This is a genomic window from Acetobacter sp., assembly GCF_022483985.1.
GTDB lineage: Bacteria > Pseudomonadota > Alphaproteobacteria > Acetobacterales > Acetobacteraceae > Acetobacter.
This window is the reverse complement of sequence record NZ_JAKVME010000003.1, coordinates 379795-392787: the sequence shown is the minus strand read 5'-3', so window position 1 is coordinate 392787 and position 12993 is coordinate 379795. Positions and strand designations below refer to the sequence as shown.

11 protein-coding genes are annotated in these 12993 nt (G+C 58.7%); 6 read left to right on the top strand and 5 right to left on the bottom strand.

Annotation, left to right across the window (positions count from 1 at the left end):
* Positions 1–113: 113 nt before the first annotated feature.
* The 4 genes from bcp to LKE90_RS15930 all read left to right on the top strand — a co-directional run bounded on the left by bcp (position 114) and on the right by LKE90_RS15930 (position 5644).
* On the top strand, positions 114–593 hold the full coding sequence (bcp, locus tag LKE90_RS15945) for a thioredoxin-dependent thiol peroxidase (protein ID WP_291491322.1): 480 nt from the start codon (positions 114–116) through the stop codon (positions 591–593).
* A 161-nt stretch (positions 594–754) separates the two neighbouring features.
* The gene (locus LKE90_RS15940; RefSeq protein WP_291491323.1) at positions 755–1150 is read left to right on the top strand and encodes a hypothetical protein; all 396 of its coding nucleotides are present in this window, start codon (positions 755–757) and stop codon (positions 1148–1150) included.
* Positions 1151–1705: 555 nt separating this feature from the next.
* On the top strand, positions 1706–3178 hold the full coding sequence (locus LKE90_RS15935) for a sugar porter family MFS transporter (protein ID WP_366509532.1): 1473 nt from the start codon (positions 1706–1708) through the stop codon (positions 3176–3178).
* Between the two features lie 213 nt (positions 3179–3391).
* Positions 3392–5644 (top strand): TonB-dependent receptor, encoded by a 2253-nt coding sequence (locus tag LKE90_RS15930; protein ID WP_291491326.1) that lies wholly within the window; start codon positions 3392–3394, stop codon positions 5642–5644.
* Between the two features lie 113 nt (positions 5645–5757).
* Here LKE90_RS15930 and lexA read toward each other — a convergent pair whose 3' ends face one another.
* The 4 genes from lexA to LKE90_RS15910 all read right to left on the bottom strand — a co-directional run bounded on the left by lexA (position 5758) and on the right by LKE90_RS15910 (position 9562).
* Positions 5758–6456, bottom strand: coding sequence for a transcriptional repressor LexA (lexA, locus tag LKE90_RS15925; protein ID WP_291491327.1), 699 nt, complete (start codon positions 6454–6456; stop codon positions 5758–5760).
* Between the two features lie 98 nt (positions 6457–6554).
* The gene (metC, locus tag LKE90_RS15920; protein WP_291491328.1) at positions 6555–7769 is read right to left on the bottom strand and encodes a cystathionine beta-lyase; all 1215 of its coding nucleotides are present in this window, start codon (positions 7767–7769) and stop codon (positions 6555–6557) included.
* Positions 7766–8647: a sulfurtransferase gene (locus LKE90_RS15915; RefSeq protein ID WP_291491329.1), complete on the bottom strand. Its 882-nt coding sequence runs from the start codon at positions 8645–8647 to the stop codon at positions 7766–7768. The genes metC and LKE90_RS15915 overlap by 4 nt, the downstream gene beginning before the upstream one ends.
* 42 nt (positions 8648–8689) lie before the next feature.
* Positions 8690–9562, bottom strand: a complete 873-nt coding sequence (locus tag LKE90_RS15910) for a helix-turn-helix domain-containing protein (protein WP_291491330.1) — start codon at positions 9560–9562, stop codon at positions 8690–8692.
* A gap of 302 nt (positions 9563–9864) precedes the next feature.
* Between LKE90_RS15910 and LKE90_RS15905 the strand changes: the two genes are divergently transcribed.
* Positions 9865–10932: an AI-2E family transporter gene (locus LKE90_RS15905; RefSeq protein ID WP_291491331.1), complete on the top strand. Its 1068-nt coding sequence runs from the start codon at positions 9865–9867 to the stop codon at positions 10930–10932.
* On the top strand, positions 10929–11672 hold the full coding sequence (locus LKE90_RS15900) for an endonuclease/exonuclease/phosphatase family protein (RefSeq protein WP_291491333.1): 744 nt from the start codon (positions 10929–10931) through the stop codon (positions 11670–11672). The genes LKE90_RS15905 and LKE90_RS15900 overlap by 4 nt, the downstream gene beginning before the upstream one ends.
* A 361-nt stretch (positions 11673–12033) precedes the next feature.
* Here the strand turns inward: LKE90_RS15900 and LKE90_RS15895 are convergent, their stop codons facing one another.
* Positions 12034–12825, bottom strand: a complete 792-nt coding sequence (locus tag LKE90_RS15895) for an OmpW/AlkL family protein (protein WP_291491334.1) — start codon at positions 12823–12825, stop codon at positions 12034–12036.
* Between the last annotated feature and the right edge of the window lie 168 nt (positions 12826–12993).

Here is a 12993-nt window from a genome sequence, read left to right as displayed (position 1 = left end):
GTTAGGGGAACTGTCTGTCACTTTCTCCCGGCAGGAAAGATCAATCTATAGGACGGTTGCTGCTTCCACGAATTCAGGTTGCGGCAGGCCGTCCTCTGAGGCAGGCTCGCCGCATGAGCACAGATTCCATCAAGGTGGGCGACAAGGCCCCTGATTTCACCCTTGAAGCCAGCAGAGGCCGCACGGTTTCGAGCGACGCTCTTTCGGGCAAGCCCTACCTGCTCTATTTCTATCCAAAAGCGGACACGCCCGGCTGCACTACGCAGGCCTGCGGCATTCAGGAAGCCCTCCCCGCGCTGGGCAGGCTGGATCTCACCGTGATCGGCGTCAGCCCTGACCCTGTCGCGAAGATCGACAAATTCGCGGACAAGTATGGTCTGGAGTTCCCGCTGGCCAGCGATCCTGAGCATGCGCTCGCCGATCAGTACGGCACATGGGTTGAGAAATCGATGTACGGACGGACCTATTTCGGGATGGAGCGCAGCTCCTTCCTTGTCGGCGCGGATGGCCGGATCAAGGCGTTCTGGCGCAAGGTGAAGCCTGCCGAGCACGTCGCGCTGGTTGAGGCGGCAGCGAAAGATTTGCGCGGATAGTCGTCTGGTGAGGGCAACCCGCCATTACACGATTTTCATGTTGTCGTGTGATAACGGCAATGAGTCTGCCCATAATTCGCCATGAAAACAGGTTTTCATGTGTCTCATACAAGGACAACGAGCCTGCTATTCACGCCCGCTCATGATCCGGGACACATGACATGAACAAATATCTTCGCTCTCTCGTCGCTATTCCTGCCCTGCTCGGCCTTGTCGCCGGCTCCGTGACGCTGCCTGCCCATGCGCATGCCCAGCACTGGGGCGGTGGCCCCCGTGGTGGGTGGGGTGGTGGCCGTCATGGCGGCTGGGGTGGTGGTTGGGGCGGCGGCCCCGGATGGCGTCACCATGACAGATGGGGCGGCGGCGCCATCGCGGGTGGCATTATCGGCGGAATGGCGCTCGGAGCCGTGGCCGGTATGGCCATGGCGAACTCACCGCCGCCGCCTCGCATGGTCTACGCTCCTCCGCCACCTCCGCCGCCGGTTTATGTGGCCCCTGCGCCTTATGCGGTCGTACCCGCAGTGCCGGTTTACGGCTCTTATTACGGCGGCTGGTAACGACATCATACATCAGACCGACACGACTTCCGGCCCGGAGCTTTATAGCCCGGGCTTTTTTTATGTCCTGATGCTGGAGTTACAGGGGTGGAAGCCGCTCCATCAGCTTCAGGCGGAGCACCGCCATATCATACACAGCCCGGTTTCAGACCAGATCAGTCAGGGTGGAGGGATCAGTCCGTTTTCATGCAGACAGAATCAAGGAATGTTTTCACGAATTCGCGGGAGCCGCACCAATCAAAAAAATATATTAGAAATTATCATTTTATATAAAGTATTTTTTCAATATCACATTTTTTAAAAAATTAAATGTTCACAAAACCATGAATTTGTCGTAATATTTCTAGGATCAGAAAACGACACAGAGTTAAAAGCGAAAAAATTCCCTTTTTGAAACAGGATTTCATAACGAAATTCTGACCGGGAATTTTCTGAAGTGGATGATCCAGCTCCGGGCTTCATAATCCAGAGTGTTTCCACAGAATCAGACTGCGACAGACGGTTCGGGAACCTTTTCTCTCCGAAAGGACTTTCCTCTTTTCCAGCAATGTCATCATGGAGACCACACGATTGACTACCACAAACAGTCCGGGGCCATCCCTGTCATCTGTCCTGAAATCGGTTGAGATTTCACCGAACGCAGACAAAACCCTATGGATCGCAACCATCGTGGCCGCCATCTGCGGCGGCCTCTATGGATACGATACAGGCATCATTTCCGGCGCGCTTCTGCTGATCAAGCAGGATTTCCATCTCTCCATTACCCAGCAGGAATGGGTGGCGTCCGCCATTCTCGCGGGAGCCGCGGTGGGAGCGATCGGTTTCGGCTGGTCCTCTGAAAAATTTGGTCGTCGGGCCACCGTCATCTTCGTCACGGCCATCTTTGTCATGGGATCGATCGCCTGCGCACTGGCGCCGAGCATAAATCTTCTGATTACGGCACGATTTTTCCTCGGTCTGGCTGTCGGCGGCTCAACGCAGGTCGTGCCGACCTATATCTCCGAGCTGGCTCCACCGAAAAGACGCGGTAATCTCGTCACATTGTTCAATGTGGCGATCGGCATCGGCATTCTGCTCGCCAATATCGCCGGTCTTCTGATGCGCGACGAATGGGGCTGGCGTCCGATGGTAGCGGCGGCGGCCATCCCGGCAGGCTTCGTTTTCATCGTGATGTTCTTCCTGCCGAAAAGTCCGCGCTGGACCGCCCGCAACGAGGGTCTGGACGTTGCGGCGGAACAGCTTGGACGCATCCGCACCACACGGGAGAGCGTGCAGAAGGAAGTTCGTGAAATTCACTCGAACATGCAGAAGATCAACACCACGGAGCGGGGCTGGAAAGGCCTGACACTCCCCTGGGTCCGGCCTGCGGTGATCGCGGCGCTCGGGGTCGCCTTCTTCACGCAGGCGGGCGGTCTGGAGATGATGATCTACTACACCCCGACCTTTCTGACCGACGCCGGTTTCGGTTCACAGTGGTCGCTCTGGGCCAGCCTTGGTGTGGCGGTTGTCTACTGCATCATGACCCTGCTCGGGTGCCTGTTCGTTGACCGGATCGGGCGTCGTCGCCTGATGCTGATCATGGGGCCGGGGGCCGTGCTCAGTCTTGTCGGGCTGGGAATCTGCTTCGCGCTGCACCCGGCGCCCGGCAGTATCGGCAGCTTCGCCGTTCTTGCTTTCCTGCTGCTGTTCATGCTGTTCAATTCCGGCGGTATTCAGGTTGTCGGCTGGCTGACCGGAGCGGAAATGTTCCCGCTGCCGATGCGTGGCGCTGCAACCAGCGCCCATGCTGCGGTTCTGTGGGGCAGCAACCTCGTCGTCACGGCCACCACGCTGGAACTGGTGCAGACCCTGACACTCGGCGGCACCATGTGGTTCTATGCCGGCGTCAATCTGGTCAGTGTCATCTTCGTCTTTCTGCTGGTTCCTGAAACAGTCGGGGCCTCGCTTGAGGACATCGAGACGACTCTCCGTCAGGGCACCTTCCGTCCCAGAATTGGACAAAGTCCCAGAATTACTGACAACCTCTGATCGTTTTTCTCCGGCCTAATTCGGAGGAAAATCAGACTGTTAATCTTTCTCGTGACGCTGTTCCGGCCAAAAGCCGGGACAGCGTTTTTTGTTGGCCATTCTGCATCAGGTGCCTGCAATTTTAGTCGGAATGGCTTTTGCGGCATTTTAGGTATTGTTATATTATAACATAACATCGTATGGAGAACTGAAATCAGCCAATACGGATGCTCAATGAATCGCCCTGTCCATCCCGTTACTTTTCTGCTTGTCGCCAGCCCGTTGCTGTTCTCCCGGCACGTCCTCACACCTGCTCATGCCGCAGAGACGGGAACGACGACACCTGCGCCTGTAACCACACACTCTTCGGCCAAAACGACCCCGGTCAAAGCAGTGACGGCGATCCGTGACGAGCACATCATCGTCACGGCGCATCTGGATAAGCAGAGAGCCAGTCTTCAACCTTCGACGGGGGCAAGCGTCTATCACTTCACCCGCGCGGATATCGAAAGAATTCCCGGTGGTGACAACGCCCCACTGAACACGGTCCTGTTGCAGGCTCCGGGTGTGACGCAGGACAGCTATGGTCAGATTCATATCCGCGGCGACCATAACGAGGTGCAGTTCCGTCTTGACGGTGTCGCACTTCCGGAAGGATTGAGCGTCTTTGGCCAGACACTCATGACCCGTTTCGCTCACTCCATGTCCCTGACGACCGGAGCCCTCCCCAGCGAATACGGATTTCTTCAGGCTGGTGTGATTGATATCACGACAAAGAACGGCACGTCTGACAGTGGCGGCAATGCTTCCATTTACGGTGGCGCTCGTGATTATTTCTTCCCGTCCCTGCAATATGGCGGACATTCCGGGAAATGGGATTACTTCGCGACAGCGGATTTCGTGCATAACCGTGTCGGCATCGAAAACCCCACACCGGATTTCAACGCGATCCATGATCTGAGCAATCAGTATCACTTCCTTGGACATCTGCGTTACACGGCTGACGAAAACACACGGATCAGCTTTATCGCCGGTGTGTCGAACGCTCAATATGAACTTCCGAACAATCCAGGCCAGCAGAGACAGTTTGCCAACCCGTCCTTTCTGAACAGCGCCCTGTCCCAGCAGGTTTACGGCAGTGTGGACAGCGCCTCCCTGCGCGAGCAGCAGAAGGAAATCACTGATTTCGGAATACTGTCCCTTCAGAAGGAGATGGGAAAACTCAGCCTACAGACTTCAGCGATCACGCGTTACAGTTCTCTCGGATATTCTCCCGATCCGCTCGGCGATCTTGTCTATAACGGTATCGCCCAGCACGCCCAGCGCTCGATCTTTTCATCAGGCAACCAGACAGACCTCACATGGCGCGTAGCACCGAAGCACACCATCAGATTCGGTTTTCAGGCTTATGTGGAAAGAACGGTTTCAAAGTCGGACGCCACTGTCTATACACAGAGCGGCACGGATGACGATGGCAACGCGGAGTTCAATGGCCTGACTCAGTCCATTCATGATGGCACAGGCCGCACAGGCTGGGTCTACGGGCTGTATGCTCAGGATGAATGGCGTCCTCTCAGAAACCTGACCATCAATTACGGCCTCCGTTTTGACGGCGTGGATGAATACACACACTCCAAGCAGGTCAGCCCAAGGATCAACATTGTCTGGACGCCATGGAAAGGCGGCACATTCCATGCAGGTTATTCCCGCTACTTCACACCGCCTCCGTTTGAGCTGGTCGGTGGAACGCAGCTGAATAAGTATGCCGACACATCGGGCGCTCCGCCCAATTTCCAGAATACGATGGTCAAGTCTGAACGGGATCACTATTTCGATGCCGGTTTCGCGCAGGAAATCCTGCCGCACTGGCATGCGTCCTTTGACGCCTATGTCAAACTGGCCCGCAACATGATTGACGAGGGACAGTTCGGATCTCCCATCATTCTGTCGGCGTTCAACTACAAGCGTGGTCAGGTCAACGGATATGAGGTGACCACCGACTATTCACGCGGACCCTTTACGGTTTACGGCAATTTCGCGTGGTCACGCGCCATAGGAAAAAACATTGTTTCCGCCCAGTGGAATATGGCGCCAGATGATCTCGCCTATATCAGCAATCACTGGGTGCATGTGGATCATGACCAGCGCTGGACGGCGTCAGCAGGAGGCAGTTACACGGCATTCCACAAGACCGGTCATCCGCTGCGTCTGTCAGCGACAATGGTTTATGGCAGCGGTCTTCGGGAAGATTCAGCGATCCCCAACGGTGCCTCAGTCCCCAATTACGTGACGTTCAACCTTGGGCTGGTTCAGTCTTTCGACAACCTGTTTCACACATCTTTCCTGAAACGTACTGAACTGAGACTGGATGTCACCAATCTCTTCGACCGCCGCTACATGCTTCGGAGCGGATCGGGCATCGGTGTCGGCGCGCCGCAGTACGGACTCAGACGGACGATCCTGACTGGCATTTCGCAGAGATTTTGAAACTGCCTGTCAGGCAAACCCTTCAGGGAACGCCGCCTTGCTGGAACAGGGCGGCCCGCAAACTGCTGTTTTATGATGAAAGCTTCTGTCCAAAGAGAACAGTTTGTCTTTCCTCAGTGATATGTGCGCAGCAACCCGACCAGCCGTCCCTGAATCTTCAGACGCTCAGCCGGAACAATCCGTGTTTCATAAGCAGGGTTGGCGGCTTCAAGGGCGACAGTATTGCCCTTCTTCCGTAGCCTTTTGAGAGTCACTTCCGCATCGTCAATCAGGGCGACAACAATCTCACCATTCTCGGCATTGTCCTCGCGACGGATGATGACGGTGTCACCGTCCAGAATACCCGCCTCGATCATGGAATCGCCAGCGACCTCCAGAGCATAATGCTCGCCCTGACCGAGAAGGGCCATCGGCACTTCCACCTGCTCGCTGTGATCGTTCAGCGCTTCTATCGGCAGGCCCGCCGCGATCCGGCCATAGAGCGGCAGGCTCACGGAAGCCGCGGCTTCTCCCGTCTTCACGCCAGCAAGACGCTGTGAAAAATCACCCTTGATGACATTCAGTGAGTGGGAAGCGTCTGTTGCGGACAGATGGACAGGTTCAGGCAGGCGCAGCACTTCCAGCGCACGCGCCCGATTATGCCGCCGCTGGATAAAACCCCGCTCCTCCAGAGCCGAGATCAGACGATGGATGCCTGATTTGGATTTCAGCCCCAGCGCATCCTTCATTTCATCGAATGAAGGAGAGAATCCTGTCTGGCCAAGATAGGAATCGATGAACAGCAGCAGTTCATGCTGTTTGCGTGTGAGCATCGAGTCCGGTCCTCTGCCAATGTCTCATCTGTGTGCGGAATCGGATTTGTTCTACATTGGTTCCCTTTTCCGGTCAATCCTGCACCCGACCCGTTCCGTTACAAACGCGAGAAACCGCTCTCCAGATCGGCAATCAGATCCGCCGCGTCATCCAGTCCGATCGCCAGCCGGAAGGCCGGCCCCTCCGGCAGTGCGTCAGGCAGGGAGCGTGACACGCCTCCCGTTGTGGGCAGCACCAGACTTTCATAGCCGCCCCAGGATGCTCCTATCCCGAAATGCCGGAGACCGTTGATCAACTGCTCCATGGCCACCCTGTCATGGTTGGACGTCAGGACCACGGTGAACAACGGACCGGCACCAGAGAAATCCCGCTCCCAGAACTCGTGCCCCGGGCACTCGACGAACGCGGGATAGAGCACCTGCGCCACTTCTCCCCGCTCACGCAGCCAGCACGCCACCCGCCACGCCGTACGGGCCTGCCGCGCCAGACGCACGCCCATGCTCCGAAGGCCGCGCAGTGTCAGCCAGCAGTCATCCGGTCCGGCAAGCTGCCCCAACTGGATCGCCGCGTCCCGCAGCATATGCCAGTCTTCCTCGGAACCGACGGTGATGGCGCCCAGAATCGCGTCAGAATGGCCGCCGGGATATTTGGTCAGCGCCTGAATCGACACATCGACTCCATGCGCGAACGGCATGAAAATTCCGAAGCCCCATGTATTGTCGAGCAGCACCCGCGCCCCGCTTTCATGCGCCACGCGGGCCAGCATGGAGACGTCCTGCACTTCGAACGTATGACTGCCGGGGCTTTCCGCGAACACGACCTGCGTGTTCGGCCGCATGAGTCCGCGCAACCGCTCTTCCGCGATCATGGGATCGTAATAGGTCGTCTCCACACCGAACCGCCGCAGCATGGTGTCGGCAAACCGTCGGGTCGGACCGTAGCAGGAATCCGGCAACAGACAGTGGCCGCCCGAACTGGTCCATGTCAGCAGCGCCGTCGTGCAGGCGGCGAGACCGGACGACACGATCTGCGTATCTCGCCCCTCCTCGACCATCGCGATGGCCCGCTCCAGATCGTGCTGCACGGCGGAACCCATCGCGCCGTAGATCGGTGTATGCTCATAGCGTTCAGCACCGACACGCCGCATGGTGTCCAGATCGGGGAACAGCACCGTCGAACCTCGGGAAACCGACGCATTGACCAGCGTGCCGGTCCCGCGAAACGCTTCGTCATGTACATCGGGGCGCCCGATTTTCACCAGCCGGGCGTTCAGTTGCTCCCAGCCCGCCGCGACCCTGTCTTCTCCTGTCATGATCCGTTCCGCTCCCTGTCGGATGACGCTTCTCCCTTTACGATGGGTGCGTCAGGTGTGGCAGCCCATTCCGCCCACGAACCGTCATAGAGAGAGACGGTCCCGTAACCCGCAAGCACGGCGCCGACCACGATCACGGAAGCCGTCATCCCCGATCCACATGTGGCGATGAGCGGTGTCTGAAGGGTCTCGACACCAGCTTTTTCGAAGCGTTCCCGCAACGCCGCCTTAGGCAGGAAGCGTCTGTTTTCGTCCAGCAGTTCACCAAAGGGAATATTCCGGGCTCCCGGCATATGCCCGGACGACAGTCCGGCCCGTGGTTCCGGAGCCTCGCCGGTGAAGCGGCCAGCAGAACGGGCGTCGAGAATGACGTCATCCGCGTCAGAGGAGCAGAGAACGAGCATGTCGCCCAGTCCCTTGATCAGGGCGGTCGTCAGGCGAGGCACATACTGCGTGGCAACGACAGGTGAAGGGTCGCCTTGCTCCAGTTGGCCCTCCGCCTCGCGCCATGCGGGCAGCCCGCCATCGAGAATGAACACCCGCTCATGGCCGAACAGACGCAGCAGCCACCAGGCGCGGCAGGAAGAGGCGATATTACCCTGATCGTAGACAACGATCATGCTGTCGCGGGTCAGTCCGAGTTCACCCGCCAGCCGCGCGAAACGTCCGGCGGCGGGAGCCATATGCGGGAGTGACTGCTCTGGATCGGAAAAAAGCTCGATGTCGAAGCGGCGTGCGCCGGGCAGACGGGAGGCCAGAAAAGCCGCTTCCGGGTCGGTCTGCTCGCCGGGCAGTCTGGCGGTTGCATCGAGAAGGATGACGTCTCCGGATGCGAGCGCATCCTTCAACGTATCGGCACCTATTAGAGGCTGTAACACGGATTCGACTCCTCTCCGCTGCCTGCGGAGAGGAGGAGTGAATCACTGGATGGCGTGCTGTGCAAGCAGGGAGCGCAGACGTTCCGCCGCCTGCCTGCCCTTGCAGGATTCCGCCCAGAGTACTTCGATCACCCGCTGATGGGCGTTGACCGCTTCCGGAGCGCTGGTCACGAGCGACACGCCGGTCGTCGCGGCAGGAGACATGTCGCAGCGGAACGGGTTGATCGCCAGCATCATTCGCTCGCGGCCCCGCATCAGGATGCAGTTGGTCGTGCTTTCCACGTCCGCGAGCAGGCTGAACTGAAGACCGATCGGCTCGGCTTCGATCAGTTCGGCAATACGACCGATTTCCATCGCCGCCACCTTGCGCGCCTCGTTACGCAGTTCATCCGACATGGTGATCGCCTCGCCCACGCCGCGCTGCAGAAAACGCTCGATCGACTGTTCGCTCAGCATGGTGATCATCGTCGGACGGCGGAGGCGGTAGCTCTCCCGCCGTGCCGTGAAAATCTCCTGATACTGCTCAATCAGCTGTTTGTTTTCCACCTGCTCCGCAATCGCGCGGTTCAGGATGGAATCATACTCGGGGGAGGTCACCAGATAGGCCACCGGATCACTGATCTGGAGGATCTGGTCGGCCTCCTCCTCAACCTGCCGCACACGCTCGAAGAAGCTGAGGGGACGACTGTAATATTCCACGCCGATCCCGAGAAGCGTGAGTGGTGAAACTTTAAGCAGCTCGGCCAGTCTCTGAACCGTGTCGAGTTTGATCACCTCGCCCTTCTCGTACCTGTAGAGAGCGGCACGGGACACACCGAGGCGGGCGGCGATTTCGTCCGCCCTCATACCCGATTCAAGACGAAAAGCACGCAGCTGCTGTCCGATTTCGCTCAGACGCATTGTCACAGCAGCCATTTCGTCATTCCTTGAGACACTGTTTCTGGATAGGATTATTCGTCAATAATACGTTAATATTACGGGGTGTAAAGTGTCTATAATTTGCGATATGATAAAATTGTGACGCTGAACGAATGAATCGGGCGATTGTAAGGCGGGCCTGGCGCAATTTTGTGCCTCCGCGCCTGAGCCACCACACATTCGAAGCGTGACAGACATCGCAGAATGTGTTTCCAAAATCCTCGGCTTTTCATCCCGGAAAAGACGTGCGCGCAGGCGATCCTGCGAAACCGAGCAACGAAACGCAGGATTCGGGCGTCATGAACGCTGAACGACTCATTTCCGGGCTGCTGATACTCGGCGTGGCCTACGGGTGCGTGGTCGTCACCGCGCCCTTTCTCTCCGCCATTCTGTGGGCCGCCATCCTGACCTTCGTGACCTGGCCCATCCTGCTCAGACTGAGACGCTATGTCGGTCCGGTAACGGCCGCCATCTGCATGACCGTGCTCAGCACGATCTGCATCGTCGTGCCCATTGCAGGCATCACCTCCAAAGGTCTGGCCGACGCACCGCAGGTCCTGTCCGACCTGACAGACACGTTCCTGCCCAATCTGCGTCTGCCCCCGGTCCCGGCATGGCTCAGCAGGCTCCCCCTTGCAGGCGCCGAGGCCACGCATGCATGGGATCAGGCGGGCAAGGATCTCAGCCATATCGGGCAGAGTCTGCGCCCCTATGCCGGCGATATCGCCCAGTCCTTCATTTCCATTCTCATGCAGTTGGCGAACGGCGGCCTGCATCTGGCGATGGCCCTGTTCATCGCCTTCTTCTTCTGGCTGAGCGGCGATTCCCTGGGGCGCACCATCCGTCAGTTGATCGGCCGCGTCGCCGGTCGCCACGCGGACCGCATCCTGCGCATTGTCGGCGGAACCGTCAGGGGAACCGTGTATGGCCTGCTCGGCACGGCGATCGTGCAGGGCATGCTGACGGGTGTCGGCTTTTCCATCGTCCACGTCCCCGAGCCCGTTCTTTTCGGCACTCTGGCCGCGTTTCTTTCCGTGCTCCCGATCGGCGCGCCACTGGTCTGGGTTCCGGCCGCCGTCTGGCTGGCCATGTCCGAGCATCTCTGGCGCGGCATCTTTCTGGCGCTTTACGGGATCATCCTGATTTCCGGCGCGGATCATATCATTCGCCCGATCTTCATCGCGCGCGGCGCACAACTCCCCTACCTGCTGACACTCATCGGGGTGATCGGCGGTGTGCTGGCGTTCGGCGGACTCGGCATCTTTCTCGGTCCGGTCCTGCTTGCGGTCGGCTATATCCTGATCGTTGAATTCGCCGCCGGTCGCGTCGCTGACCTGCCACAAGACCGCAAGACATCGGAGACATGATGGCCGCGCCCAAGCTGAAACCCCTTCTCAAACGGATGCGTCGCCGCCCCCGTCTGCGCGGCAGGATTGCAACGACCATCACCGGACAAGGCGATGCCGAGATCAGGATCATCAGCTGGAATCTGCTGCACAGTGTCGGAGCCAGCATCCGGGACGTACTGACCCTTCTGGAGCGGGAAAAGCCCGACCTGCTTCTGATGCAGGAAGCAACGCAGGAAATCGACCAGCTTCCCGATCTGGTGGGCGGATATTACGCCCGCTCTCCGCTGCCCGGCCGGATTCACGGTGTTGCCTGCTGGAGCCGCACGCCTTTTTCCCGTGCGCCCCGCACCTGCGTAATACCATCCGGCATGATCGTGAGGCGCATCGCGCAGATCATTCGCCTGCCTTCCCTCACGGTCGCCAACGTCCACCTGTCACACGGGCAGATCATGAACCGGCGGCAGCTTCGGCGTCTCTCCGCCATTCTTCCAGCTCCCGCCGCCATTCTGGGGGATTTCAATCTGGTTGGACCAACACTGGTGCCGGGCTTCTCGGATGTCGGCCCGCGCGCGCCCACTCACAGGATGGTTGATCTGGTCCCGATCCGGATCGACCGCTGCCTGATCAGGGGCGCGGTTTGCGAAAATGCCGAGGTGCTGCCGGTTTTCGCGTCTGATCACAGACCGATCATGGTCACGCTCCGACCGGGCGTTGCCGTGTCTGCCGCACATGAAGAGACCACGACACCGGCTGAATAGGGCTGGCTCTCTCTGTTTGTCAGAAACATGCTCTCTGAAAATTCGGGGAGCAAAGCCCGCCCCAGAACGTCTTGGGGCCTATCGAACTGTTTTTGAAATATCACGGGCAAAGTTCCGCGCAACATGCGGCTGCCTTACCGGACGGGCTGTGGCTTTGAGCCACGAGAAGCAGCCCGAATCCGGGGTACGATGCCCTCGGGACGGGACTGTCGTGCGGATCACACGCGGGAACACTGCTCGATGTGATCGACCGGATATTCCGGACACGCGCCAATCTCACAAACTGTTTGGCGCGGACCAATTCCATGCAACCCGCTCCATCACCACCGGCGAACCGGAATGATGGAGCAGTGCGCAAGGATCAGAAGCGGTAAGCGATACCAGCCGAAACCACGGTCGGGTCGAGGGACTCGTGAGCGCGGATACGGACGGTCTCAGCCGAGTTCTGCGCCCATGCGTGCATACGCATGAAGACCTGCTTTACGTCAGCATTGAAGAACCAGTTGCCGACGATCTGGTAGTCGAAACCGGCATTGACCGACGGGCCACCGGTAAAGCCGGAATTCAGCTTCAGGCCGTCAGCGCCGTGCATGCTGTGGAACCAGGTCAGGTTGGCGCCGAGACCGACATAAGGGTTGAAGCGCTTATGCGGACGGAAATGCCAGGCGACCGTCAGGGTCGGCGGCAGCACCCATGCGGAACCGACGTCCGTCTTCGCGCCCAGAGCGCCACCGTGACCGGCAACCTCATGACGGGTGCTGGTAGCGATCAGGTCCAGCGAAAGATTGTCAGTGAAGAAGTATTCGAGAGTCAGCTCAGGCATCGCCTGATTTGTCGTGGAGATGTGCGCGCCCGGCAGATGCTGACCGTTCAGGCTGACCTTGCTGTCACGGTCCTGCGGCAGGATGCCGACGCCGGACAGACGCACCATGAAATCGCCCCTGCCAAGACCGATCTTTGTGCTGGAGCAGGTCTCGAAGATGCCGCAGTGACCGCTACGATCAACCGGAGCCGCGACCGGAGCTGCCACGGGTGCGTTGACATAGGCGGAAGCGCCGGCCGGAGGCACGGCAACTGTCTGAGCGTGGGCCGTGCCGCAGAGTGCGCTGGCGGCCAGCACCGTGGTGGCCAGAAAGGATCCGGTCTTCATCATGGGACGTTACTCTTATCAAACTGTAATATGCGCCGCTGAAACCATACCCCGAGTATTAACGGCGTTGATCTGAATCAATTCGTCACAACTTCCGCAAGGGTGAGTTCTTTCTGCAACAGTAAAGCGATCAGCCCGGTCCGGAATGCATAACGGAAAATCCGGCAACAC

What these genes read in the sequence shown, in the direction of transcription:
- bcp (WP_291491322.1), top strand. Translation starts at nt 114, where the DNA reads ATGAGCACAGATTCCATCAAGGTGGGCGACAAGGCCCCTGATTTCACC.
- LKE90_RS15940 (WP_291491323.1), top strand. Translation starts at nt 755, where the DNA reads ATGAACAAATATCTTCGCTCTCTCGTCGCTATTCCTGCCCTGCTCGGC.
- LKE90_RS15935 (WP_366509532.1), top strand. Translation starts at nt 1,706, where the DNA reads ATGGAGACCACACGATTGACTACCACAAACAGTCCGGGGCCATCCCTG.
- LKE90_RS15930 (WP_291491326.1), top strand. Translation starts at nt 3,392, where the DNA reads ATGAATCGCCCTGTCCATCCCGTTACTTTTCTGCTTGTCGCCAGCCCG.
- lexA (WP_291491327.1), bottom strand. Translation starts at nt 6,456, where the DNA reads ATGCTCACACGCAAACAGCATGAACTGCTGCTGTTCATCGATTCCTAT.
- metC (WP_291491328.1), bottom strand. Translation starts at nt 7,769, where the DNA reads ATGACAGGAGAAGACAGGGTCGCGGCGGGCTGGGAGCAACTGAACGCC.
- LKE90_RS15910 (WP_291491330.1), bottom strand. Translation starts at nt 9,562, where the DNA reads ATGGCTGCTGTGACAATGCGTCTGAGCGAAATCGGACAGCAGCTGCGT.
- LKE90_RS15905 (WP_291491331.1), top strand. Translation starts at nt 9,865, where the DNA reads ATGAACGCTGAACGACTCATTTCCGGGCTGCTGATACTCGGCGTGGCC.
- LKE90_RS15900 (WP_291491333.1), top strand. Translation starts at nt 10,929, where the DNA reads ATGATGGCCGCGCCCAAGCTGAAACCCCTTCTCAAACGGATGCGTCGC.
- LKE90_RS15895 (WP_291491334.1), bottom strand. Translation starts at nt 12,825, where the DNA reads ATGATGAAGACCGGATCCTTTCTGGCCACCACGGTGCTGGCCGCCAGC.